Origin of the sequence: Pseudomonas sp. Irchel s3f10 (genome assembly GCF_900187515.1) — a bacterium.
Lineage (GTDB): Bacteria > Pseudomonadota > Gammaproteobacteria > Pseudomonadales > Pseudomonadaceae > Aquipseudomonas > Aquipseudomonas tensinigenes.
In genome coordinates, this window is record NZ_FYDZ01000006.1 from 56,447 (window position 1) to 80,701 (window position 24,255).

Annotated in this window: 27 protein-coding genes; 18 read left to right on the forward strand and 9 right to left on the reverse strand. The window is 58.4% G+C overall.

Features of this window, described 5'->3' with window-relative positions:
- Positions 1–24: 24 nt before the first annotated feature.
- The 5 genes from atuD to CKW17_RS15000 all read left to right on the forward strand — a co-directional run bounded on the left by atuD (position 25) and on the right by CKW17_RS15000 (position 5,051).
- Positions 25–1,182 (forward strand): citronellyl-CoA dehydrogenase, encoded by a 1,158-nt coding sequence (gene atuD / locus CKW17_RS14980; RefSeq protein WP_064120215.1) that lies wholly within the window; start codon positions 25–27, stop codon positions 1,180–1,182.
- Complete coding sequence (locus CKW17_RS14985) at positions 1,179–1,976, forward strand: enoyl-CoA hydratase/isomerase family protein (protein ID WP_095120445.1); 798 nt, start codon at positions 1,179–1,181, stop codon at positions 1,974–1,976. The genes atuD and CKW17_RS14985 overlap by 4 nt, the downstream gene beginning before the upstream one ends.
- Before the next feature lie 110 nt (positions 1,977–2,086).
- A complete protein-coding gene (locus CKW17_RS14990) occupies positions 2,087–4,048 on the forward strand; it encodes an acetyl/propionyl/methylcrotonyl-CoA carboxylase subunit alpha (protein WP_095120446.1) in 1,962 nt (653 codons plus the stop codon).
- A gap of 70 nt (positions 4,049–4,118) precedes the next feature.
- A complete protein-coding gene (locus CKW17_RS14995) occupies positions 4,119–4,661 on the forward strand; it encodes an exonuclease domain-containing protein (RefSeq protein WP_095120447.1) in 543 nt (180 codons plus the stop codon).
- A gap of 105 nt (positions 4,662–4,766) precedes the next feature.
- Entirely contained in the window at positions 4,767–5,051 is a 285-nt protein-coding gene (locus CKW17_RS15000; protein WP_003226701.1) for a pyrimidine/purine nucleoside phosphorylase, read from the forward strand.
- 72 nt (positions 5,052–5,123) lie between these two features.
- On the opposite strand, the gene CKW17_RS15005 is transcribed toward CKW17_RS15000, so the two are convergent.
- Together CKW17_RS15005 and CKW17_RS15010 are read right to left on the reverse strand one after the other, a co-directional pair.
- On the reverse strand, positions 5,124–5,930 hold the full coding sequence (locus CKW17_RS15005) for an MOSC domain-containing protein (protein ID WP_095120448.1): 807 nt from the start codon (positions 5,928–5,930) through the stop codon (positions 5,124–5,126).
- A 186-nt stretch (positions 5,931–6,116) separates the two neighbouring features.
- Positions 6,117–7,052: a chemotaxis protein CheV gene (locus CKW17_RS15010; protein ID WP_095120449.1), complete on the reverse strand. Its 936-nt coding sequence runs from the start codon at positions 7,050–7,052 to the stop codon at positions 6,117–6,119.
- Between the two features lie 454 nt (positions 7,053–7,506).
- Here CKW17_RS15010 and CKW17_RS15015 point away from each other — a divergent pair, with 454 nt between their 5' ends.
- The 3 genes from CKW17_RS15015 to CKW17_RS15025 all read left to right on the forward strand — a co-directional run bounded on the left by CKW17_RS15015 (position 7,507) and on the right by CKW17_RS15025 (position 10,001).
- Complete coding sequence (locus CKW17_RS15015; RefSeq protein ID WP_016985460.1) at positions 7,507–7,977, forward strand: hypothetical protein; 471 nt, start codon at positions 7,507–7,509, stop codon at positions 7,975–7,977.
- Between the two features lie 474 nt (positions 7,978–8,451).
- Positions 8,452–9,345, forward strand: coding sequence for a sensor histidine kinase (locus tag CKW17_RS15020; protein WP_095120450.1), 894 nt, complete (start codon positions 8,452–8,454; stop codon positions 9,343–9,345).
- Entirely contained in the window at positions 9,342–10,001 is a 660-nt protein-coding gene (locus tag CKW17_RS15025) for a response regulator transcription factor (RefSeq protein WP_095120451.1), read from the forward strand. Before CKW17_RS15020 ends, CKW17_RS15025 begins: the two co-directional genes overlap by 4 nt.
- Here the strand turns inward: CKW17_RS15025 and yegS are convergent.
- Entirely contained in the window at positions 9,985–10,902 is a 918-nt protein-coding gene (gene yegS / locus CKW17_RS15030; protein WP_095120452.1) for a lipid kinase YegS, read from the reverse strand. The genes CKW17_RS15025 and yegS overlap by 17 nt on opposite strands.
- Before the next feature lie 315 nt (positions 10,903–11,217).
- Between yegS and CKW17_RS30385 the strand changes: the two genes are divergently transcribed.
- Positions 11,218–11,526 carry a hypothetical protein gene (locus CKW17_RS30385; RefSeq protein ID WP_176470082.1) on the forward strand — a complete coding sequence of 103 codons (309 nt, stop codon included), beginning with the start codon at positions 11,218–11,220 and terminating at the stop codon, positions 11,524–11,526.
- Positions 11,527–11,585: 59 nt separating this feature from the next.
- On the opposite strand, the gene glp is transcribed toward CKW17_RS30385, so the two are convergent.
- Entirely contained in the window at positions 11,586–12,812 is a 1,227-nt protein-coding gene (gene glp, locus CKW17_RS15040; RefSeq protein ID WP_095120453.1) for a gephyrin-like molybdotransferase Glp, read from the reverse strand.
- Complete coding sequence (gene moaB / locus CKW17_RS15045; RefSeq protein ID WP_095120454.1) at positions 12,796–13,335, reverse strand: molybdenum cofactor biosynthesis protein B; 540 nt, start codon at positions 13,333–13,335, stop codon at positions 12,796–12,798. Before moaB ends, glp begins: the two co-directional genes overlap by 17 nt.
- 81 nt (positions 13,336–13,416) lie before the next feature.
- Between moaB and mobA the strand changes: the two genes are divergently transcribed.
- Positions 13,417–14,019 carry a molybdenum cofactor guanylyltransferase MobA gene (gene mobA, locus CKW17_RS15050; protein ID WP_095120455.1) on the forward strand — a complete coding sequence of 201 codons (603 nt, stop codon included), beginning with the start codon at positions 13,417–13,419 and terminating at the stop codon, positions 14,017–14,019.
- Positions 14,020–14,097: 78 nt separating this feature from the next.
- Positions 14,098–14,319 (forward strand): YgdI/YgdR family lipoprotein, encoded by a 222-nt coding sequence (locus CKW17_RS15055; protein WP_007908660.1) that lies wholly within the window; start codon positions 14,098–14,100, stop codon positions 14,317–14,319.
- 80 nt (positions 14,320–14,399) lie between these two features.
- Here the strand turns inward: CKW17_RS15055 and CKW17_RS15060 are convergent, their stop codons facing one another.
- From CKW17_RS15060 to CKW17_RS15070, 3 genes are all read right to left on the reverse strand, one after another.
- Positions 14,400–15,290, reverse strand: coding sequence for a pseudouridine synthase (locus CKW17_RS15060; protein WP_095120456.1), 891 nt, complete (start codon positions 15,288–15,290; stop codon positions 14,400–14,402).
- 70 nt (positions 15,291–15,360) lie between these two features.
- Positions 15,361–15,678: a transcriptional regulator gene (locus CKW17_RS15065; RefSeq protein WP_016985469.1), complete on the reverse strand. Its 318-nt coding sequence runs from the start codon at positions 15,676–15,678 to the stop codon at positions 15,361–15,363.
- A gap of 111 nt (positions 15,679–15,789) precedes the next feature.
- Positions 15,790–16,026 (reverse strand): glutaredoxin family protein, encoded by a 237-nt coding sequence (locus CKW17_RS15070; RefSeq protein ID WP_095120457.1) that lies wholly within the window; start codon positions 16,024–16,026, stop codon positions 15,790–15,792.
- 208 nt (positions 16,027–16,234) lie between these two features.
- Here CKW17_RS15070 and CKW17_RS15075 point away from each other — a divergent pair, with 208 nt between their 5' ends.
- Positions 16,235–17,947, forward strand: a complete 1,713-nt coding sequence (locus CKW17_RS15075; protein WP_095120458.1) for a monovalent cation:proton antiporter-2 (CPA2) family protein — start codon at positions 16,235–16,237, stop codon at positions 17,945–17,947.
- Here CKW17_RS15075 and CKW17_RS15080 read toward each other — a convergent pair.
- Positions 17,944–19,152: an ammonium transporter gene (locus tag CKW17_RS15080; protein WP_016985472.1), complete on the reverse strand. Its 1,209-nt coding sequence runs from the start codon at positions 19,150–19,152 to the stop codon at positions 17,944–17,946. The genes CKW17_RS15075 and CKW17_RS15080 overlap by 4 nt on opposite strands.
- 306 nt (positions 19,153–19,458) lie before the next feature.
- Here CKW17_RS15080 and CKW17_RS15085 point away from each other — a divergent pair, with 306 nt between their 5' ends.
- The 6 genes from CKW17_RS15085 (at position 19,459) to CKW17_RS15110 (ending at position 24,250) form a co-directional block, all read left to right on the forward strand.
- Positions 19,459–19,773 (forward strand): YqjD family protein, encoded by a 315-nt coding sequence (locus CKW17_RS15085; RefSeq protein ID WP_095120459.1) that lies wholly within the window; start codon positions 19,459–19,461, stop codon positions 19,771–19,773.
- 2 nt (positions 19,774–19,775) lie between these two features.
- On the forward strand, positions 19,776–20,162 hold the full coding sequence (locus CKW17_RS15090) for a phage holin family protein (RefSeq protein ID WP_016985474.1): 387 nt from the start codon (positions 19,776–19,778) through the stop codon (positions 20,160–20,162).
- Positions 20,159–20,497 carry a hypothetical protein gene (locus CKW17_RS15095; RefSeq protein WP_095120460.1) on the forward strand — a complete coding sequence of 113 codons (339 nt, stop codon included), beginning with the start codon at positions 20,159–20,161 and terminating at the stop codon, positions 20,495–20,497. The genes CKW17_RS15090 and CKW17_RS15095 overlap by 4 nt, the downstream gene beginning before the upstream one ends.
- A 124-nt stretch (positions 20,498–20,621) precedes the next feature.
- The gene (locus tag CKW17_RS15100; protein ID WP_016985476.1) at positions 20,622–21,785 is read left to right on the forward strand and encodes an EAL domain-containing protein; all 1,164 of its coding nucleotides are present in this window, start codon (positions 20,622–20,624) and stop codon (positions 21,783–21,785) included.
- Positions 21,786–21,902: 117 nt separating this feature from the next.
- Positions 21,903–23,231, forward strand: a complete 1,329-nt coding sequence (locus CKW17_RS15105) for a deoxyguanosinetriphosphate triphosphohydrolase (protein WP_016985477.1) — start codon at positions 21,903–21,905, stop codon at positions 23,229–23,231.
- A gap of 392 nt (positions 23,232–23,623) precedes the next feature.
- Complete coding sequence (locus tag CKW17_RS15110) at positions 23,624–24,250, forward strand: response regulator transcription factor (RefSeq protein ID WP_095120461.1); 627 nt, start codon at positions 23,624–23,626, stop codon at positions 24,248–24,250.
- The last annotated feature ends 5 nt before the right edge of the window (positions 24,251–24,255 follow it).

Below are 24,255 nucleotides of genomic sequence, written 5' to 3' on the forward strand. Positions count from 1 at the left end.
GGATCTTACGGAGAACAATAAAAAATGATCTTCACCCCGGAACACGAAGCCCTGCGCCGCACCGTCCGCCAGTTCGTCGAGCACGAGATCAATCCGCACGTCGATGAATGGGAAAAGGCCGGGCGCTTTCCCATTCACGAAATTTTCCGCAAGGCTGGCGACCTCGGTTTGCTGGGCATTTCCAAACCGGAAAAATTCGGCGGCATGGGTCTCGATTACAGCTATTCGATTGTCGCTGCCGAAGAGTTCGGCACCATTCATTGCGGCGGCATTCCGATGTCGATCGGTGTGCAGACCGACATGTGCACGCCCGCCCTCGCCCGCTTCGGTTCCGATGAGTTGCGCGAAGAGTTCCTGCGCCCGGCGATCAGCGGCGAGCAGGTCGGCTGCATCGGCGTTTCCGAAGTCGGCGCCGGCTCCGATGTCGCCGGGCTGAAAACCACCGCGCGCAAGGACGGTGATGACTATGTGATCAACGGCAGCAAGATGTGGATCACCAACTCGCCGAGTGCTGATTTCATCTGCCTGCTCGCGAACACTTCGGACGACAAACCACACATCAACAAGTCGCTGATCATGGTGCCGATGAACACGCCGGGGATCAGCCTCAGTTCGCACCTGGACAAGCTCGGCATGCGCAGCTCGGAAACCGCCCAGGTGTTTTTCGACAACGTGCGCGTGCCGCAGCGCAATCGCATCGGCCACGAAGGCGCCGGGTTCATGATGCAGATGCTGCAGTTTCAGGAAGAACGTCTGTTCGGCGCGGCGAACATGATCAAAGGCCTGGAATATTGCGTCGACAGCACCATCGAGTACTGCAAGGAGCGCAAGACCTTCGGCAATGCGTTGATCGACAACCAGGTGATCCACTTCCGCCTCGCCGAATTGCAAACCGAAATCGAATGCCTGCGCGCACTGGTCTATCAGGCCACCGAGCAGTACGTGAAAGGCCAGGATGTCACGCGGCTGGCGTCGATGGCCAAGCTCAAGGCCGGGCGCCTCGGCCGCGAAGTCAGCGACAGCTGCCTGCAATATTGGGGCGGCATGGGCTTCATGTGGGACAACCCGGTGGCCCGCGCCTATCGTGATGTGCGATTGGTTTCGATCGGCGGGGGTGCTGACGAAATCATGCTGGGGATCATCTGCAAACTGATGGGCATCCTGCCGGGGAAAAAGAAATGAGCAACCTGCCGGAATGCCAGACGCTGTTGCTGGAGCTGCATGGCGGCGTGCTGCACATCACCCTCCATCGACCGGACAGCCGCAATGCGATGAGCCTGCAGATGGTCAGCGAATTGCGCGCGGTGCTGACGGCTGTGCGCGATGACCGTGCGGTTCGGGCGTTGGTGCTCAGCGGTGCCGGTGGGCATTTCTGTGCCGGCGGCGATATCAAGGACATGGCCAACGCCCGCGCTCAGGGCACCGAGGCTTACCGCGATCTGAATCGCGCGTTCGGCGCCCTGCTGGAAGAAGCACAGCACGCGCCGCAAGTGCTGATCACGGTGCTGCAAGGCGCGGTGCTTGGCGGCGGTTTCGGGCTGGCCTGTGTCAGCGATATCGCGATTGCCGATCACCAAGCGCAATTCGGCCTGCCGGAAACCAGCCTCGGCTTGCTGCCAGCGCAGATTGCGCCGTTTGTGGTGCAGCGTATCGGTCTGACCGAAACCCGCCGATTGGCGCTGACCGCTGCGCGTTTCGATGGGCATCAGGCGCGGCGTCTGGGGCTGGTGCATTTTGTCGAGCAGGATGCGCAGGCGCTTGCCGAGCGGCTCGATGAGGTGTTGCAGCATGTGCTGTGTTGCGCGCCGGAGGCGAATGCGATGACCAAGAAATTGTTGTTGGCCAGTGCCGGGCAGCCTTCGAGTGAATTGCTTGATGACGCGGCGCAGTGGTTTAGCGAAGCGGTGACTGGCGACGAAGGGATCGAGGGCACCATGGCTTTTGTGCAAAAGCGGAAACCGCGGTGGGCTACCTGAAAGCATCGCGAGCAGGCTCACTCCTACATTTGGAATGCGTTCCCCTGTAGGAGTGAGCCTGCTCGCGATGAGGCCATCACATTCACCGCCAAATACTCAGGAAGATCACCATGCCCGCCATCCACAAAATCCTGATCGCCAACCGCGGTGAAATCGCCTGCCGCATCCAGCGCACCGCCCAAGCGCTCGGCTACCGCACTGTCGCCGTCTTCAGCGACGCCGACGCCGAGGCCCCGCACGTGAAAATGGCCGATCAGGCCGTACACATTGGCCCCGCCCCCGTGCAGCAGTCGTACCTGAACATTCCGGCGATCCTCGACGCCGCCCAGCGTAGCGGTGCCGACGCGATTCACCCCGGCTACGGTTTTCTCTCGGAAAACGCCGAGTTCGCCCGCGCCTGCGAACAGGCCGGGCTGATCTTCATCGGCCCCAGCGTCGAAGCCATCGAATTGATGGGCAGCAAACGCCGCTCGAAAATCGCCATGCTCGAAGCCGGCGTACCCTGCATCGCCGGTTATCAAGGTGCCGAACAGGACGACGCCACCCTCCTGCGTGAAGCCGAGCGCATCGGCTATCCACTGATGATCAAGGCCAGTGCCGGCGGGGGTGGGCGCGGCATGCGTCTGCTGCACAGCGCCGCTGACTTGCCGGCGCAACTGCGCACCGCGCGCTCCGAAGCACTGAACGGTTTCGGCAGCGACGAATTGATACTCGAACAGGCCTTGATCGAACCACGGCACGTCGAAGTGCAGTTGTTTGGCGATCAGCACGGCAACCTGATCTATCTCGGCGAACGCGATTGTTCGATCCAGCGCCGCCACCAGAAAGTCATCGAAGAAGCGCCCTGCCCGGTGATGACCGCCGAACTGCGCCAAGCCATGGGTGAAGCGGCATTGAAGGCCGGGCGCGCAGTCAACTATGTCGGCGCCGGCACCGTGGAGTTTTTGCTCGACGCGCGTGGGCAGTTCTACTTTCTGGAGATGAACACACGCCTGCAAGTCGAGCATCCGGTGACTGAGTTGATCACCGGGCTGGATCTGGTCGCGTGGCAATTGCTGGTCGCCGAGGGGCAGCCGTTGCCACTGACTCAGGACCAGGTCCAGCTCAACGGGCATGCCATGGAAGTACGGCTTTACGCCGAAGATCCCGCGCAAGACTTCCTCCCGCAAACCGGTCGAGTGGAAGCCTGGGAGCCGGCGCTGCAGCAGGGTGCGCGAATCGATCATGGCTTGCTGGAAGGACAATCGATCAGCCCGTTCTACGACCCGATGCTGGGCAAACTCATCGCCTTTGGCGCCACTCGCGAAGAGGCCCGGCGCAAACTGTTGCGCGCGGTACAGGACACGGTGTTATTGGGCGTGCAAAGCAATCAACGCTTGCTGGCCAGCCTGTTGCAACATCCGCAGTTCATCAGCGGCGAATTCAGTACCGCGTTCATTGCCCGCCACTTCAGCGAACACCCTTGTTTGCACCGCTACATTCCGGATGCCGAGGAACTGGCGATCGCAACAGTGCTTTTCTATCAATCCAGCGCCCTCGCCCACCGCGCGCCGCTCACCGGCTGGCGCAACAATGCCAGTGTGCCGCTGCATTATCGACTCGGGCTTGATGATCAGAACTGGACAGCGCAACTGCTCGCTCACGCGCAAGGCGCCTTCACCGTGCAGGTTGCCGAGCGCACGCTCGAGTTAACACTCATCGATCAGGACGCGCAGTCGCTGATACTGGAAATCGACGGTTTGCGCCAGCGTCACGCGTATCGACTGGTTAACGGGCACCTTTGGCTGTTCACCCACCCCGGCAGTCTGCGCCTGGAGGATCGAACTCACGCGGTAATCGACAGTCAGACCAGCGTCAGCTCCGGCACCCTGAAAGCGCCGATGGACGGTGCCATCGTCGACGTTCTCGTCAGCGAAGGCAGCCCGGTCAGCAAAGGTCAGTTGCTGGTGGTACTGGAGGCAATGAAAATGGAGCATCCGCTGAAGGCCGGCATCGACGGCGTGCTCAAGCGGGTGCAGGTCAAGGTTGGCGATCAGGTAAAAAATCGTCAGGTTCTGTTGCAGGTCGAGTAGTCACCCACACACGCTTGCGGGTTTTGACTACGCTCTGAGTTATCAGAACGCGGAAATCAGGAACCCTGCGATGCCCCACTGGCTGGTCATAGATCTGGAAGCCACCACCGATGAGGGTGGCTGGCCGGTCACCGAAATGGAAATTATCGAGATCGGCGCCACCTTGGTCGATCGCGCCGGGCGCGAGCAGGATCACTTCCAGCGTTTCGTCAAACCGACGCGACGGCCGTTGCTCACGCCTTTCTGTCGTGAACTGACACACATCACCCAAGCCAATATCGACTCGGCACAGCCGTTGACTGAAGTCTGGCCGGCGTTCGAACGCTGGCTCGCGCAACATCAGACGCGCCTCGAAGGCTGGGCCAGTTGGGGCGATTACGATCGCAAGCAATTGCTCCAGGAATGGCAACGCCTGCAGATCGACAGCGCCTTGAGCCATGTGCCGCACATGAACCTCAAACAACGCTTCGCCAAGGCTCGACGCCTGGAGCGGCCCCTGGGTCTCAACGGCGCACTGCAACTGGCTGGCATGCAGTTCAGCGGTCAGCAGCACCGGGCGCTGGAGGATGCGCGCAACACCGCGCGGCTGTTGCCACTGGTCTTGCCACTCTAGGGTCAACTCGAGAACTCATCGGACAGACGCCGGGCAGGTGACGGCACCAAAAGCCTTGTGCATACTGGCCGCCTCCAATTTTTAGCCCTTTTCGAGGAATCGCCCATGTTTAAAGTCAACGAGTACTTCGACGGCACCGTCAAGTCGATCGCCTTTGGCACCGCTGAAGGTCCGGCGACCATCGGCGTAATGGCCCCGGGCGAATACGAATTCGGCACCGCTCAGCGTGAAATCATGCATGTGGTTTCCGGCGCACTGACCGTCAAACTGCCCGACAGCAGCGACTGGGAAACCTTCGCCGCCGGCAGCCAGTTCAACGTCCCGGCCAACAGCAAGTTCCAGCTGAAGGTAGCGGTCGACACCGCTTACCTGTGCGAATACCGCGGCTAAAACAACGGTTTCACTGCACCAATGAAAATGCCCGTGTCCAAGGACACGGGCATTTTTCGTTGCCGTGACGGCTTATTCGAGAATCTCCACTGGCATCCCGACTTCAAGCCGACCATTGCTGTCATTCACCAGATTCTGGCCGAACATCGCGCCGTCGGCTTGAGCGCGATATTTCTGCAAGGTTGCCAGCGGCTCGCGATCGGCACTGCGCTCACCGGTTTCCGGGTCGATGGTGGTGAGAATGCAGCGCGAGCACGACTTGACCACGCGGAACTCGACATCGCCAATGCGAATGCGCTTCCAGCCATCTTCGGCATACGCCTCACTGCCTTCAATCACCAGATTCGGCCGAAAGCGCAACATTTCCAGCGGACGCCCGACTCTGTCCGAGAGATCCTGCAGGGACGCCTCGCCGATCAACAGCAGGGGAAATCCGTCGGCGAATGCGACCTGATCGTCATCCTTGCCGAAACCTGCCTGAGTCATGCGGGCACGATCCAGCGGCACCTGCACCAGACGGGTCGGCTTGCCGATGAAATCGCTGACCCAGCGCGCTGCTTCTTCACCGGCATCCGGCACGCGCAAAGTGTCACGCCAGATCGTCACACCGCGCAGTTCGGCGTCATTGCCCGGCAAGGCGATGTCGATGGGAGAGTGTTCAGGTGCGTTCAAGGTCAGACCGCCCTGCACATTCCACAGCGCCGACAACTGACTCATCTTCGCTTCGGCGCGCTGGGTCAGGAAGCGGCCGCTGGCTTCGTCCACGAGCATCCAGCGTCGGTCACCATCAAGCCCCAGCTTGTCGAGATCGGCGCTTTTTAGAACGTCGACTTTGCCGGATTTCAACGGGTAACGATAAAGCGCGCTCAGACGCAGCATGGCCAACTCCCTGGAGAATAAAAACGCCACCCTATACGAGCTTTATCCGCGAATCAAAGCCAGAGTTTGTACAGCGCAAATCCCTTGTGGGAGCGAGCCTGCTCGCGAAAGCGATATTCGATTCAACCCATGTGTCGAAATTGAATCCGCCATCGCGAGCAGCCTCGCACCTGCAGGGTTGCGTTATCAGGCCGGAACTTCGTCGAGCATCAGGCGCTGGCGCACCACGTCAACCAGTTTGTCCGGCTGGAACTTGGAGAGGAAGTTGTCGCAGCCGACCTTCTTCACCATCGAGTCGTTGAAACTGCCGGACAGCGAGGTGTGCAGCACCACGTACAGACCACGCAGACGCGGGTCGTTGCGGATTTCGGTGGTCAGGCGATAGCCGTCCATTTCCGGCATTTCCGCATCGGTGAAGATCATCAGCAGCTTGTCGGTCATGTTCACGCCGGTATCAGCCCAGCCCTTGAGCATGTTCAGCGCCTTCAGGCCATCGCTGGCAATGTGCATTTTCACGCCGAGCTGACCGAGGGTGTCACGCAGTTGCGAGAGTGCTACGTTGGAGTCGTCCACCAGCAGCACTTCACGGCCACGGGCGCGTTCCAGTACCGGATCTTCAAGCTTTTCACGCGAGACCTTGGCGTTGTATGGGACGATTTCAGCGAGGACTTTCTCGACGTCGATGATTTCCACCAGTTGATCGTCGACCTTGCTGATAGCGGTCAGATAATGCTGACGCCCGGCACTGGTCGGCGGCGGCAGAATGGCTTCCCAGTTCATGTTGACGATACGATCCACGCCACCGACGAGGAAGGCCTGCACCGAGCGGTTGTATTCGGTGACGATGATCGTGCTGTTCGGACCCGGCACCAATGGACGCATGCCGATCGCCTGCGACAGATCGATCACCGGCAGGGTCTGACCGCGCAGATTGACCACTCCGCACACAAACGGGTGACGCTGCGGCATCAAGGTCAGCTTCGGCAGTTGCAGCACTTCCTGAACCTTGAACACGTTGATCGCGAACAACTGACGCCCGGCCAATCGAAACATGAGAATTTCCAGGCGATTCTCACCCACCAGTTGCGTGCGTTGGTCTACCGTGTCGAGAATGCCGGCCATCAATGACTCCTGGGCTTGTTCTGATGAATTCACTATGTGAGGTTATCGGCGGCAAGTGGCGGTTCTTGATTGCCAAGCCAGACCCCGTCAAAAATGCCATGATCGGGCATTGATGTCACATTAACATCATGTTTTACTGGCGCAGTGATTTTCATCTGCTACATTCTCTGCGGCGCGACCTCGGTTTGCACGGTAGGTTCCCGCGCCTAAGGGATTCCCCTAGTAACAATCAGGCCCAACCTGATATTCGCAATATCCAATAGCCATTAATGTGACGCCATTCTCATTGCATGAACGGAGTCAGGCTATTGTGTGCGATCGCAATTCAGCGGAAACAAGCCCTCTGGAACCCCTCAGTCTGTGCACCTGCACGTCTGGGCGCGATCTCCCGACGATCCATGACCGTCGCCACAAATGGCATTCCCCCATCAGACATGACGTTGTGGAGATAAGCATGCCGATCGACCGTAAAGAGTGGGCGCAAAGGTTCCCCGAATTTCTTGTCGAGGCTGAAACGCTCCTGGCCAAGTCCGAAGAATGCCTCAGCCATTTGCAACTGATCAGCAATGACAAGGACGCCATCGACTGCATGCTCAGCACCCTCCTCAAGCTCGCGAGCAGGGCTGAAGCACTGGCGCTTGAAGCCATTTGCGAATTCTCCCTGCACATTTACAGCTTGCTCAATCTGGCGCAGGATCACGTCGATCTGCACGAACAAGCCCTGGATGCCTTGAAGGATTGCTTTACGTTGATGGCCTGGCAACTTGAATTGGTCGATCAGAGCACCGGACAGCTGAGCCTTGATGAAAGCGAGCAGATTTCGCTGATTGAAGCGTTCGCCTTCCAAGTCGGCCAGCCGCAATTTCAGCCAGCCCTTTCTCCCAAACGTTTGCCTCTGCCGAGCTACGCAGAGCGACAAGCCTGACAGCGCGCCTCCCTGTCCCAGGAACTCGTCGCCTTACACAGCCCTGTCGTTATTGAATAGTTCATACCTGCCAGCGACAAATCGAATTAAATAATCACGCCTGACTCAAGCGGATATTTTTCGCCGGACTCAGGGTTTGCCTGTGTCTGAAGAGCACAACTTCAGGTAACGCCGATATCTTTTAATCGACTTCTCCATTATGGAACTCGCGTCCAACATGGCGTAATTCCTGACCCTTTGGACATATATAGCAAACGCGACCAACGGTATGTTAAGTGGTATTATGCCGCCCACTAGTTGCTTTCAAGTTAATGGCACAGTGACTTCAGAGACAGCCATCCAGCAAAGTTGGCGGCCCAATACATTCACTGAACCGCGTTGAAATCAATAACATAATTGACAGCATTTTCAGACAGAGATCCGCCAGCCACCGGCCGGTCTGCCCGCAGCGAACATCCATTGGCTCCATCCGCTATGTACGCCAGCCTCAAGTCAATCTCCACATGGCCACCCTCCCGGGAAAACGCACGCCGGTTCACGCTCATACTGTGTGTGGCAGCCACACTCGGGAGCCTGTTGACCTATGGTTTTTCCGCGCAACTTTGCCTGGGGCTGCTATTGCTGAACATCGCAGCCACCGCCTGCGTCTGGGTGCAATATCGGCTGTCACGCAAATCGATCAAATTTCAGCCACAGGAACTCGCTGATCGCCTCCTGGAAGTCCAGGAAAACGAACGTCACCGCCTCAGCCGAGAGTTGCACGACGATATAGGCCAACTGCTGACCGCCGCAAAACTGCAGAGTGACTGGCTCAAACGGCGCATGCCGGAAGACTTGCAGGAACAATGCACAGCGCTGTGCGACACGCTCGAAGAAACCCTCAACAAGGTGCGCGACGTTTCGGCCATTCTCAATCCACGCCAGTTGACCAGTCTGGGTCTTGAGGCGAGCCTGCGTGCACATCTGCTCAAGACAATGGCCAATACCAGCGTGCACTGGAGCCTTGATTGCCAGCAACGCCTCAATGGCATCCCGGAAGAAATGGCCGTCGCCGCCTTTCGCATCACCCAGGAGGCAGTGACCAATATCCTGCGACATGCGCAAGCGAAGAATCTGGTGATACGCGTACAGCGCCTGCCGAAAGGCTTGACGCTGATGATCAGCGATGACGGTCTGGGGTTTGCCCCGGCGGCCAATCCTGGTCGTGAAGGACAGCGGGGCATGGCCGGGATGGCCGAACGGATCGAGCAATTGGGTGGCACCCTGAGCGTCGTCAGCGAGCCGGGCAAAGGCACTCGAATCGAAGCACTTTTCCCCTGGGCGCCCCGTGCACTCGAGCGGGCCAGTACGAATAAGGTTATGCGTTGACTTGCAACTTACTTCTGGTGGATGACCACTCGCTGATCAGGGCCGGCGTGCGTGCTCTGGTGCTGGATATTCCCGGTTACGCGGTGATTGGCGAAGCCAATGACGGCTCGCAACTGCTCGAAATGGTCGAGCAACTGAGCCCCGATATCGTGCTCCTGGATATATCCATGAAAGAAACCGGCGGCCTTGAAGCCCTGCAACGGCTCAAGCGTGTGCGGCCGCAAAGCAAGGTGCTGATCCTGTCGATGCACACCGACCCGGCGTTGATCATGCAGGCGCTGGAGTCCGGCGCCTATGGCTACCTGCTGAAGGACACCACAGCCACTGAACTCGAACACGCACTGGAAGCCTTGCGCAACAACGAGCGCTATTTGAGCCCCGCCATCGCCCACACCGTGATCAACCAGGCATTGACCCGCAATCAGAAGCAGCAGCCGGAAACCGCCGACTCGCACAACCTGACCGCGCGACAACTGGAGATCCTGCGCCTGATCGTGCGTGGCAAATCCACCCGGGAAATCGCCAACGGACTGGGCCTGAGCATCAAAACCGTCGAGACCCACCGCTCGCAGATCATGAAGCGTCTGCAAATCTACGACGTGGCAGGCCTGGTGCTGTTCGCCGTACGCGAGCAGATCATCAGTCTTGATGACTGATTGACGATTTAATGGTCAATAGCGGCGAGTCCTTTGGCAGATGGACCTGCAGCGCCGCCGGACGCGCCTCGAAACGCATGCTGTCGCCTTCCAGCGGCTCACCATCAAGATTGATGTAAAGCCCTTCGGACATTTTGATTTCGACCCACGGCAATCGGGTTCGCACGAACATGTTGTCGATGCCGAAACCGTCGCTCAGCAGGTTCTTCAATGTACCGACAAGCTCCTGGGGCGCCGGCAGAATGCTGATATCCAGCAGTCCATCGTCGGCCAGCGCTTGTGGGCACAACACATGCCCGCCTCCGGCCTGACGGCCATTGCCGATGCCCAACGCCAGCAGCTCGCCGCTCCAGTGAAAATCAGGGCCTTGCAACTCGCCGTATGCGGCATGCAGTTCGCTGAATCGTGACAAACCAGTGAACAGATATGCCGCTCCCCCCAGTACTTTTTTCAGATCCTCTGAAGTATTGGCGGTGACCTGACTGCCGAAACCACCGGTGGCCATGTTGAGGAAGATTTGCCCGCCCACCTGACCCAGATCAATATCACGCGGCGCCACCTCCAGAAGCTCGAGGGCCTCCGCCGGTTCCAGCGGAATGCCCGCGGCACGGGAAAAGTCGTTGGCGGTTCCCAAAGGCAAAAGTACCAGGCTGGCTTTGTGCGGATGCGCCGCGAGTGCTTCGGCAATATCGCGCAACGTGCCGTCGCCACCCCCGGCAATAATCTGTGTGTAACCCTCCGCCAGTGCTTGCTCCACCCATCGCTGGGCATCCCCCGCCTCCCAGGTCAGGCGTACAGCCAGGTCCCAGCCTTGTTGGCGCTTGTTCTCGACCGCGGTGCGAACCGCCTCGTTGAGTGCCTGCTTGCCATGCAGGATCAACAGTGCCCGGCGTTCACTCATAGCGTCACTCCCTGAATTGACTTGGTTAGGTCATCTTGACCGCTGAAGCACGCAAAAGAGCCACCTGTGGCCTAATTAATTCAAGCTCGGCAGAGCGGCGTCCTACACAACCGGTATTTTTTCTTACAAAACATGAGGAATCGGCTCAATTGACCATGCATGGCCATTGGTTCACCGTGTGCTGGCGGTATCAATCATCAATCCAACAACACAAGGAAGTGCAGGTAATGAATGGATACGCCCCCAGGGCTCCGGACAATTCGATTCGTATAAACGTCGGCCAGCATGCATTTGAAGCAACCAGTGGATGTTTTTATGCCAAGCCATGAAGCCAGAATTCCAGTGAGCCCGGTCGCCCCTCTCGGCGAAAGTCGCGCGAATCAAAAGCCCAATTTCAAAAACAGCGCCAAGACCACCGGAGAAGTTCATATGGAACCTCGCGTGACCGAACTCGAAACGCATTTGAAATACATTCGACGGGACATGGACGAAGTCCGCAGTGACGTCAGGACAATCAAACACCGTCTGGCCTACTCTGCAGGCGCGACCGCGGTAGTGCTGGGTCTGTTGGGTTGGGTGGCGAATAGCCGATTCGACCAGCTTGTGACACTGGTCAGCAGCTGACCGAATTGCACACGCAGGTGTCGGCTGAGTCGTCCGGCACCTGCGCACGCACAACGGGATCAGCCGAGGAGGTCACTCAGCGGAATAAATGCGACCTGGTCTCCTTCGCTCAGCGTGCGGCCCTCCAGGACCTCCACCAGACCGTCCGCCCAGGCTGCGCTGCGTAGCACACCGGAACTCTGATTGCGGTAGACAATCGCCCGCCCTTGCTCGAGACGTCCTCGCAGGTATTCACGGCGATTGCCCGCAACGGGCCAGGCAAAGCCCGCTGGCACCGGGAATTTCAGAGGCTCGACGCTCTGCACACCCTGACGACGCAACAGATAAGGCCGAGCCAGCAGCGCAAAGGTCACCAACGTAGACGCCGGGTTGCCCGGTAAGCCGATGACCGGCACATCGCGAAAATGTCCGAATGTCAGCGGTTTCCCGGGTTTGATGGCCAACTTCCAAAGGGCCAACTCGCCCTCTTCTCGTAAGGCTATGCCGAGAAAATCAGCTTCACCCACCGATACACCACCAGTGGAAAGTATCAGGTCAACATCCTGCAGATCCGTCAAACGGGCACGGGTCAAGGACAGATCGTCCGGGAGAATTCCGGCATCGATCACTTCACAGCCCAAACGTTGCAACCAGCTGCACAGAACCACGCGATTGCTGTTGTATATCTGCCCCGGTCCCAGCGGCTGACCCGGCTCGACCAATTCATCTCCTGTGGAGATCACCGCCACTCGAACCTTGCGTACTACCTTCAGGCCAGCGCAGCCCAATGACGCGCAAAGGCCTTGCTCGATAGGACCGAGCCGGGTGCCAGCCGTCAGGATCAACTCGCCTGCGGTTGTTTCCTGGCCTTGCGGGCGAATGTTCTGCCCGATTGTCATCCGCTCGATGAAGCGCACACAGCCATCGGCCTGAACCTCCGCGTTTTCCTGCATCTCTACACAATCGGCACCCGATGGAACCGGTGCACCGGTGAAGATCCGCACACACGTTCCAGGCTGCAAGGGTTGAGGAAATTGTCCGGCGAATACTTTTTGACTGACCGGCAGTGGGGTACCCGTCCAGTCGGCCAGATTGAGGGCATAACCATCCATGGCGCTATTGGGCCAGGGCGGTAGATCCAGGGTTGAAACCAGATCTTCGGCCAGCACTCGACCCTCGACCCGAGCCAGCGGCAAAAACTCATGCTCGACAATGGGCGAGGCCTCGGCCATTTCCAGCAGACGCGCCAGCGCTACCTCGACCGGCATCAACGAGCCCGTTTTGCCCGTTTTACCCGCGCGATTCACAAGGTGCCGCCTGTTTCAAATGAGGTACGAAATTGCATGGTCGATGGCGGGCGTCCAGTTGCTCACCCAGAATGCCATCCCACCCTGTACGCACAGCATTGGTCGAACCTGGCAGGCAGCAAACCAACGTGCCATTGGCCAGACCGGCCAGCGCTCGGGATTGCACGGTCGAGGTACCGATATCAGCCACAGATATCTGCCGGAACAACTCGCCGAAACCATCCACTTGCTTGTCGAGCAGGCATGCCACGGCTTCCGGCGTGCTGTCGCGACCGGTAAAACCGGTGCCACCGGTGATCAGCACAACTTGCACTACATCGTCGGCGATCCAGTTGGCAACTTGCGCGCGAATTTTATAGAGGTCATCTTTGAGCAGAACCCGCTCTGCCAGATGGTGACCGGCGGCCGCCAGGCGATCGACGAAGACTTGGCCTGAAGTGTCGGTTTCCAGGGTTCGGGTATCGCTGACAGTCAGCACCGCAATATTAAGCGGCACGAAAGGTACATCAGCCTTGGCTTTCATAGGCTCGTCCAGTTGTAGGAGAAACAGCCCGGTGTTATATCACAGCGCCCCATTTCTTTGCCGCCCCTCTGGAGAGCTGCCATGACTGTGAATTCGCAACTGCCGCCCTGCTCCATTCTGCTTTTGGCGGGCGGGCGCGGCCAACGTATGGGCGGTCAGGACAAGGGTCTGGTCCAGTGGCAGGGTGAACCGTTGATCGCGCACTTGCAGCGACAGACTCGTCCGCTGACCGATGACTTGATCATTTCCTGCAATCGGAATCGCGAGCGTTATGCACCGTTTGCAGATCAATTGGTGGGAGATGACGAAGAAGATTTTCCAGGCCCCTTGGCTGGTATCCGCGCAGGCCTGAAAGCCGCGCGTCACCCCCACCTGCTGGTACTGCCCTGCGATGTCCCGAGGATCGATGCCACGTTGCTGCAGGACATGCGCGAAACCGCCAATCTGAATCATGACAAACCTTTAATGTTGCGCCATGACGGGCATTGGGAACCTCTGCTCTGCGTAATTCCGGTGGCCTTGTTGCCGGCCTTTGAGGCAGCGTGGAGTGCTGGGGAGCGCAGCCCCGGACGAGTAATGCGCAGTCTCGGCGCCACCGCGTTGCAATGTCCCGACAATGACCCGCGACTGGCCAACCTCAATACCCCCGAACTGTTAAATGCGCACAACACTGTGTCAGACTGACACCATTCAAGGAACTCTCACGCCTTGTATACGTCTCAAGCTCAGTAACCAAAAGAATTCCCATTCGGAGACACACCCATGACTCAACGGACCCTCGCCACTTTCATGCTCGCACTGGGCCTTGCCACCCTCGCCGGTTGCTCGTCGCCTACAGTGATCACCTTGAATGACGGTCGCGAAATCCAGGCCGTCGACACCCCGAAATACGATGACGATTCGGGCTTCTACGAGTTCAAACAGCTGGACGGCAAAGAAACTCGCATCAACAAGGATCAGGTTCGTACCGTTAAAGAGCTGTAAGCTCTGGGTCGATACCGGATACAGAAAAGCCCGCATTGATTGCGGGCTTTTTCATGGGCGCTCGAAAAACGGCTTCGACATCACCATTGCAACGTGATCCGGCTCTCGAACTCGCGCTCTGCGCCGGTAACCGGATCAATGAACCGCAACCCCTGCGCCAGCAGTTTCAGCGGATTGGCGTAGTCGTCCTCGACGTCCTTCAACACATCCGGATAAAACGGATCGTTGCAGATGCTCGCGCCCAACGCCGTCATGTGGACACGCAGTTGATGTTTTTTGCCCGTCACCGGAAACAAGCCGTAGCGCCACAGATCGCCATTCTTTTCTCTGACCTCCACCGCCGTTTCGGTATTGCTGGCACCGGCGCCTTCCTGCATGCGGAAAAACGGTTCGCCATCCACCAGACGGCTCTTGTGCACCAAAGGGAACTTCAGATCAGGCAGCGCCGGGGCGATGGCTTCATAGCGCTTGTCGATCTGCCGCGTCGGGAACAACGACTGATAGGCTGATCGGGTTTGCGGATTGGCCGAGAAAATCACCAGTCCCGCCGTATGCCGGTCGATGCGGTGCAGCGGCACCAGGTGCGGATTGTCCAGGCGACGAATCAGCCTGCGCAACAAGGTTTGCTCAACGTATTCGCCGGCAGGCGTGACCGGCAGAAAATGCGGTTTGTCAGCCACTACCAGATGTTCGTCGGCATACAGGATCGACTCGACCACCGGGATCGGCTTCTCGTCCGGCACTTCACGAAAATAGTGAATCCGCAGACCTTCCTTGTAGGGCAAATCCTCCGGGATCGGCTGGCCATTGCCGTCCAGCACACGTCCCCGAGCGATGCGGTCCAGCCACTGCTCACGGTCGATGGCGCTGAAATGCTCGCACAGGCAATCGAGTACGGTCAGCCATTTACCGGGCGGCAGATAAAGTGTGCTCGCCTGATTCTGAGCAGCAGAGAATGTAGATGTGGACATACGGAAATCGAACCCTCAATGCAGGGCGGCATTATCCAGCAGTGAGGGAAACGAACCTAGCGCAGAATGTTCAGGCCGGAATTGTTTTCAGCGCTGCGGCATCGGTGAATTCCTTGAGCCAGCGCAAGACATCGACTGCGTCCCAGCGTCCCGGATCGTATAAGGCGTAAAGCAACCCCTGATAACCGACCACATCCAGTTGCTTGTGGTAACCGGCACGCTGAAACAAGGCCTCGATCTCGGCAAAGCAGGTGTTGAAGTGCAGTTTGTTGAAGGGCGTCTTGCCTTCGGTGACCAACCCGTCCAGGCGCAATTCGAGAACGGCCTCGCGCACCACGTCAACCGACATCCGGTTCACGCTGTTCTTCAACTGTTCGACATTGACCACGGTTCATCCCTCTGACGCATTTACTGTATGAACATACAGTAACCGAACAATCCGCAAAATGCCAAGGAATGGATGGCAGCGGCGACCGGCGGGATGAACCACAAAAGCGGGTTAACCCAGAAACGCGACGACCTCATCAGCGCTGAATGGCCAGCCCAGTTCAGCCCCGGTGTCGACACGACGCAGCACCGGAATTCGCAGGCTGTATGCCGCATACCAAGACTCATCCTCAGCAATATCGACCAATTCAACCAGCAGGCCATGCTCGACAAGAGGCATCAGTTCGGCCTCGGCGACTTCACACAAATGGCATCCAAGGGTGCCAAACAGCTGACATTCAGGAGGCATGATTGCTCAACCAAAAAATGAGTGGGCCTATTCTAGGCCCCACCTGAAAACCCGTCGAGCCACCGCCGCCCAAAGGCTCCAGCGCCCCGACAAAGGTTCACAGGCAAAACCCTGACGCAAATCAGTCCGCAGAAAAACCTTTTACGCGATCCTCCCGGACTTTTTACCTCTACGCTTGAAAAGCCTGAATCTGACATCGGAGTGTCCAGTGTTTGCCAATCTGTTGATCATCCTCGCCTCGTCCCTTGTGGTGATTGCCCTGTTCCGTCGCCTGCGGTTGCCACCGGTTCTGGGTTATCTGTGCGTAGGATTGCTGGTCGGACCGAGTGCGTTCGACTGGGTCAACGAGAGCGAACACTTGCCCGACGTCGCGGAGTTGGGGGTGGTGTTTCTGTTGTTTTCACTGGGTCTGGAGTTCTCCCTGTCGAAGATGATCGCGCTGCGCCAGGTAGTGTTCCGTCTCGGCAGTCAGCAGGTGCTGGTCAGCACCGCGCTGCTCGGGCTGCTATTGATGCTGTTGGGCATGCCGATCACACCGGCGCTGTTGCTCGGCGCCGGGCTTTCGCTGTCATCGACTGCGATTGTGACCAAAGAGTTGGGCAGCCTTGGCGAGGTGTTCAGCAGCCACGGCCAGAATGCCGTTGGTGTTTTGCTGTTTCAGGACGTTGTCGCGGTATTGCTGCTGACATTGGTGCCCGTGTTCGCCGGCAGCAGCGAGCAAGCCTGGTACTGGGCGCTGCCGCTGACGCTGGCAAAAACCGTTGTGCTGTTTGTCGGGCTGCTACTGGCCAGTCGCTGGATACTGCCGAGGTTGTTCCATGAAGTGGCGGCGTCACGCTCGGCCGAGTTGTTCGTGCTGCTGGCACTGGTGATTGTGTTGTTGACCGCCTGGCTGACTCACCTGCTGGGCCTGTCCCCCGCCCTCGGTGCATTTCTGGCGGGCATGTTGCTCGGTGAAAGCCACTATCGTCACCAGATCGAGGCCGACATCCGGCCATTTCGCGACATCCTTCTAGGTGTGTTTTTCGTCAGCATCGGCATGCTGATCGACCTGCAACTGTTCGTCAGTCACAGCCTGCTGATTCTCGGACTTACCGTCGGTTTGATGGTGATCAAGGGCATCGTCGTCGCCTTGTTGGTGAAGTGGCGCGGCAGTGACAGCGAAACAGCGTGGCGCAGTGGTCTGGCGTTGGCCCAGGGAGGCGAGTTCTGCTTTGCACTGATGGCGCAGATGCAACAAAACAGCATGATGCCCGAAGGGCTTGGCAACCTCCTGCTCGCGGCGACGTTCTGCTCGATGCTGCTGACGCCATTGTTGTTGCGCGCAGCACCACGCATCGCTGCAGTGCTGCACCGCAAACCCAATCAAGAGGCACAGATCGAAGAGATCAGCGCGCTCAACGCCGACCTCAACCAGCACGTGGTGATTTGCGGCTACGGCCGGGTCGGCCAATCCATCGGTCGTTTCCTGCGCAATGCCAAACAGCCTTATATCGCGCTGGACAATGACCCGGTACGGGTCCAGGAAGCCGCCAGTGGGGAAAGTGACGTGCATTACGGCGACTCGTCGCGCGGCGAACTGCTGACTGCCGTTGGCCTGCTGCGCGCACGACTCTGTGTGATTGCCGTGGATCAAACCGACGTCGCCCTGCGCATTCTCAAGGAAGCACGCCGCCTCAATGATCAGGTGCCGATTCTGGTGCGCACCCGCGACGACAGCCAATTGGCGGAGCTCAAAGCCGCAGGCGCCACCGAAGTAGTGCCTGAGCTATTGGAATCCAGCCTGATGCTCGGCTCTCACGCCTTGATCATGCTCGGGTTGCCGGCGCGTCAGGTTCAGGAAAAAGTCGATCAGGTGCGAAGTGACCGTTATCGCCTGCTCCACGGCTTTTACCGTGGAGCCGACGATGAAGAGACCTAATCCTGGCTCACTGCGCCGATCTTGTGCAGCGACAGATCCGCGCCGTAATACTCTTGTTCCTGACTCAGGCGCAGCCCGTGCAACGCCTTGATCACGCCGTACACGACGAAGCCACCGATCAGCGCCACAGCGACACCGAGCGCGGTGCCGATCAACTGGCTGATCAGGCTGACGCCGCCAATACCGCCAAGCGCTGTCTGGCCGAAGATCCCGCAGGCAATCCCGCCCCAGACGCCGCACAAGCCGTGCAATGGCCATACGCCCAACACATCATCGATGCGCCATTTCACCTGCGCGGCGGTAAAGCACCAGACGAACAGCGCGCCGGCAATTGCACCGGTCACCAGCGCCCCGACCGGATGCATCAGATCGGAGCCGGCACAGATTGCGACCAACCCGGCCAATGGGCCGTTGTGCAGAAAGCCCGGGTCATTGCGCCCGACGAGCAGCGCCGCCATGGTGCCGCCAACCATCGCCATCAACGAATTGACTGCTACCAGACCACTGACGCCCTGCAGAGTCTGCGCGCTCATCACGTTGAAGCCGAACCAGCCGACAATCAGAATCCACGAGCCCAATGCCAGAAAGGGAATGCTCGACGGTGCGAAGGCCACCAGGCGACCGTCGCGATAACGGCCATTGCGCGGCCCCAGCAACAGCACCGCCGCCAGCGCCAGCCAACCGCCCATGGCATGCACCACCACGGAACCGGCGAAATCATGGAAAGCGGCACCGAACTGCGCCGTCAGCCACGCTTGCAGACCGTAGTTGCCGTTCCAGATCATGCCTTCGAAAAACGGATAGATGAACGCAACGATCAACGCCGTGGCGCACAATTGCGGCACAAAACGCGCGCGCTCGGCGATACCGCCGGAAATGATCGCCGGGATCGCAGCGGCAAAGGTCAGCAGGAAGAAAAACTTCACCAGTCCATAACCGTGATCGGCACTCAACACCGCCGCCGGCTGCATGAAGGTCACACCATAGGAGATCCAATAGCCTATAAAGAAATAGGCCAAGGTCGAGACGGCGAAATCACTCAGAATCTTCGACAGCGCATTGACCTGGTTTTTCTGACGGACCGTACCAACCTCCAGAAAGGCGAAACCGGCGTGCATCGCCAGTACCATCACTGCACCGATCAGAATGAACAGGGTATTGGAGCTGTGAACCAGGGTGTCCACAGCGCTTTGCAGATTTTCCATAAGCAGGCAGACCTAAAGGCGAAAAAGGCACCAAAGCGGTTCATGCGCACATTTCATGCACCAAGTTGCGACCGCGCAGTCATGGAACCGGATGTCCCGGCGAACTGCTTTGGCGCACAAGGTCGATGTCCTGACACGAACCGGCATTGTTTGGGATAAGGTTTCTCAAGGCGCACGCCCGGCAACAGCGCACAACCGCAGGACGACGCACCACGACACAGCAAAAGTTGTACCAGTCATTTGTACTGAACCTTCGCGCAAGGCTCATACTCGAACGCTTCAGACGTCACTTACGGAGATCCACCCATGGCCAGCATCAAGGCAAAGACTGCTCAAGAAATCCTCATGAACGACTTCCAGACCCTGGTCGCCGACACCGAACGCTTGCTCGAGCACACCGCCACCCTGGCCGGCGATCAGGCCGATGAGCTGCGCGAGCAGATCCACGACAGCCTGCTGCGCGCCCGCGAAACCCTGAAACTGACCGAAGACACCCTGCGTGATCGCGGTCAGGCTGCGGTCACTGCCACTGAAGATTACGTGTCGGCCAACCCTTGGCAGGCCGTCGGCATTGCTGCCGGTGTCGGCTTCCTGATCGGCCTGCTGGCCACTCGGCGCTGATTATGTCGATCGGTGAATCCGGCCCGACTGCGGGCACCGCCTCTTCCACGCGGCGCTTGGGCGCCGCCGTTCTGGGTCTGCTGCACAGCCATGTCGAGTTGTTCGGCATCGAATTGCAGGAGCAGAAATCACGTACCGTCAGCCTGTTGCTGTTTGCAGGTCTGGCCCTGGTCTTTGCCCTGTTGTTGCTGGTGGGGTTATCGACCTTGGTGATGATCGTGTTCTGGGACACGTATCGTTTGGCCGCGATCATTGGCCTGTGCGTTTTCTATACCTTGGCCTCGATCTTTTGCGGGCTACGCCTCAAGGCGGCGATCTTCGATGAATCCTCGCCTTTCCACGGCACGCTCGAAGAGCTGGCCAACGACCGGGAGCGCCTGCTGCCATGAGCCTGCCTGAACTTCCACATAACAGTTCCCGCCGGGAAATGCGCAAGGCGCTGATACGTCTGCGCATGGAAATGCACCGTCAGGAAATCCGCCATGAAGCCGGGCAGGTGCTGCAACCTCTGCAACGCGTGCGCGGCATGACGCAAAGCTTGCAGGGCGGTTTCGGGATCAAGCACGCGCCGTTATGGGGTGTGGCAGCGGTGACGCTGCTGGGTTTCATCACCGGCAAAGGTGCCAAAAGCGGCGGCGTGGGGGGTTTGACCCGATTGGTTCGTCTTGGCACAAGTCTTGGCCCGCTGATCAAAATGGTCATGCAAAACTCTGGCAAACGCTGAAGTACCGCATCTGGCCACATTCTTGCAACATTCTCGGGATGGACCTCTTTTACCAAGAGGTTCAATCCTGAACGCCTATCCGGTCGACAGGTTCAACCAGAACAAGAACGACTAAGGAGGCTCCGTGATCGACGGGCAACCGCTCGCCTGCTTTCAACCCTTCATCGATACCGCCACCGGCCGGATTGCCGGCGTCGAAGCACTGGGCCGGCTGCGCCAGGCCGATGGACAACTGGTGTCGGTCGGGCCGCTGTTCGCCGACCCGCGCACTCCCGCCATCGCCTTGCGCCGTCTCGACCGACAGATCCGCGACAATGCCTTGAGCCGCCTGCATGAAGCGCCCTCGGACTGGTTTCTCAGCCTCAACATGTCGCCGCGCTGGATCAGCCGCTTGCGCCCCGAACAAGCGCTGCCAAGTCTCAAGCAAATCGCGCGACACCTTGTCGATCCGCAGCGCATCGTTTTCGAGATCACTGAACTGGGCGGCAACGGCCAACGTCTGGCCGAAGTGGTCGCGCGTTATCGCGAGGCCGGGGCACGAATCGCCATTGATGATTTTGGCGCGGGCTATTCACAACTGGATCGGGTGCTGGCGCTGCAACCGGACATTCTCAAACTCGACATGCGCCTGTTTCAGGCCGCCGCACTCGGTGGGCCGAGCAGTGATGTGGTCAAGGCGTTGGCGCAGATGGCCGAAAAGACCGGTTGCTGGATTATCGCTGAAGGCGTCGAAACCGAGGCGCAGTTGAATTTCGCTCTGGAGTGCGGATCGCGGTACGTGCAGGGTTTTCTGTTCGCTCGGGCGCAGGAAGCTTTTTATCCCACAGACGCTTTTGTGCAACGCTTCGCCGAACTACGTCAACGCTATGTCCGGCAGAAACTGGCAGAACGGGCCCGCTTGATGCAAATGCGTCAGCAACTGGGCGAATTGATGACCATTCTGCAAAACTGGGCGCAAGCCCACGCACCGCTGAGCGCATTGCCACAGCTGGACGCCTTTCCATGGCTGCTGCGGTTCTATCAATGCGACCGTCACGGCACGCAACTGACACCTAATCTGGAATGGCGGCACAGTGGCTGGATCGCCGACAATCGCTATCTGGGGCACAACTGGTCATGGCGTCCGTACTTCTATCATTTACTCGCTGAAGGCTGGGAGGAGCGGCGCCTGACGCTGTCCAACACCTACCGCGATGCAACCAGCAACCAGTATTGCCTGACGGCCGGGCAGTTCTTCGACAATGGCGAACGTCTGCTGCTGATCGACATTGATGCTGCAGGGCTGTAGTTGCGCTTGCAGGCTCAGAGCCGAACCGGGAAGCTAGGGCGAGCGTTGCCCATTAAGTTTCCACACCACAGCGGGAAACTGATTGGCCCCCCAGTCACCTGTCGGAGAGAATCAGCCTTGGATTGGCAAACCCTGCTCAACCGCGAACGTCTCGGAAAGCCCCTGCATAGCCCGCAAGAACTTGGCCGCAGTCCTTTTCACAAAGACCATGACCGCATCATCTTCTCCGGCGCCTTTCGGCGTCTGGGCCGAAAAACCCAAGTGCATCCGGTCACCAGTAACGACCACATTCACACACGCCTGACCCACTCGCTGGAGGTCAGTTGTGTCGGCCGCTCGCTGGGCATGCGCGTCGGCGAAACACTGCGCAGCGCCCTGCCACAATGGTGCGACCCCAGCGATCTGGGCATGGTGGTGCAATCGGCATGTCTGGCCCACGACATCGGCAACCCGCCGTTCGGTCACTCCGGTGAAGATGCCATTCGCCATTGGTTCCAACAGGCAGCCGGGCGTGGCTGGCTGGACGGCATGAGCGAAGCCGAGCGCGGCGACTTCCTCAATTTCGAAGGCAACGCCCAAGGCTTTCGCGTGCTCACTCAGCTTGAGTACCATCAATTCGACGGCGGCACCCGCCTGACCTACGCCACCCTCGGCACCTATCTGAAATACCCGTGGACGGCCCGTCACGCCGACTCCCTCGGTTACAAGAAACACAAGTTCGGCTGTTATCAGAGCGAACTGCCGCTTCTGGAGCAAATCGCTCAGAAGCTGGGCCTGCCGCAACTGGAAGAGCAACGCTGGGCGCGCCATCCGCTGGTCTACCTGATGGAGGCGGCGGACGACATCTGCTACGCCTTGATTGACCTGGAAGACGGTCTTGAAATGGAGTTGCTGGAGTACGCTGAGGTCGAATCGCTGTTACTCGGATTGGTGGGCGATGATCTGCCGGAAACCTATCGTCAGCTAGGCCCGCAGGATTCACGACGACGCAAGCTCGCAATCCTGCGTGGCAAGGCCATCGAACATCTGACCAACGCAGCGGCGCGAGCGTTTGTCGAGCAACAGGACGCACTGCTCGCCGGCACGCTGCACGGCGATCTGGTCGAGCACATGCATGGCCCGGCCAAGCGCTGTGTGTTGAACGCCAAGGACATTGCCCGCAAGAAAATCTTTCAGGACAAACGCAAGACCCTGCACGAAATCGGTGCCTACACGACGCTGGAGATTCTCCTCAACTCGTTCTGCGGCGCCGCGCTGGAGCAACACAACGGTCGCACACCATCGTTCAAGAGTCGGCGCATCCTCGACTTGCTCGGTAATAACGCACCGGATCCGCAGGGTTCTTTGCATACGTCGTTTTTGCGCATGATCGATTTCATCGCCGGCATGACCGACAGCTACGCCAGCGACATGGCGCTGGAGATGACCGGTCGTTCCAGTCACTGACCCGAACGCATTCAACCTGCCGATAGCGTCGGCCGGTTGAATGCGCAATGATCACTTTCCTGACCGGGAACCTGGATTGACACTTGCCTATTTCAAATAATTCTGTGGCAGGATGCAGCGGCGAAAAATACAAACAACAAGCGACTGTCCCGACCATTTAAACATTGAACAAAAAGCCATTTACAGCCAGCACTTGCAAAACATTCACGACCAACTATAAGCCGATGAACACCCTGCACTTCCTTACGTCATACCTAGTTTGATCGTAGTCCCTTTCCTCATTAGCTGTAGGAACAATCCGATAACACGACTGGAGCCAAGTCAGCTCATGCGAGCGCTCATTCAACTGAGCTAAGGTGCGCGCTTTATTCGTGCTTGTATGGGACTTGATTATGAACTCCGTTTTTATTGTCGACGATCACCCGGTCATCCGTCTCGCCGTTCGAATGCTGCTGGAACATGAAGGCTACAAGGTCGTCGGCGAAACCGACAACGGGGTCGATGCCATGCAAATGGTGCGCGAGTGCATGCCGGACCTGATCATTCTCGACATCAGCATTCCAAAACTTGATGGCCTGGAGGTACTTGCCCGCTTCAACGCCATGAGTTCGCCGCTCAAAACCCTGGTGCTGACTGCTCAATGTCCGACGTTATTCGGTATTCGTTGCATGCAGTCCGGTGCTTCCGGGTATGTCTGTAAACAGGAAGACTTGAGCGAACTGGTCAGTGCGATAAAAGCGGTGCTGTCCGGTTACAACTATTTCCCCAGTCAGGCGTTGAATCCGGTTCGCAGCGACGATACTCGTTATGCAGAACTGGAACTGTTCAAATCCGTCAATGATCGCGAATTAATGGTTTTGCAGTTATTTGCCCAAGGCCGTACCAACAAGGAAATAGCCAAGGGCATGTTTCTCAGCAATAAAACGGTCAGTACCTATAAAAAACGCTTGATGCAAAAACTCAAAGCCAAATCCCTTGTAGAACTTATCGAGATGGCCAAACGCAACGCACTCGTGTGAGACCC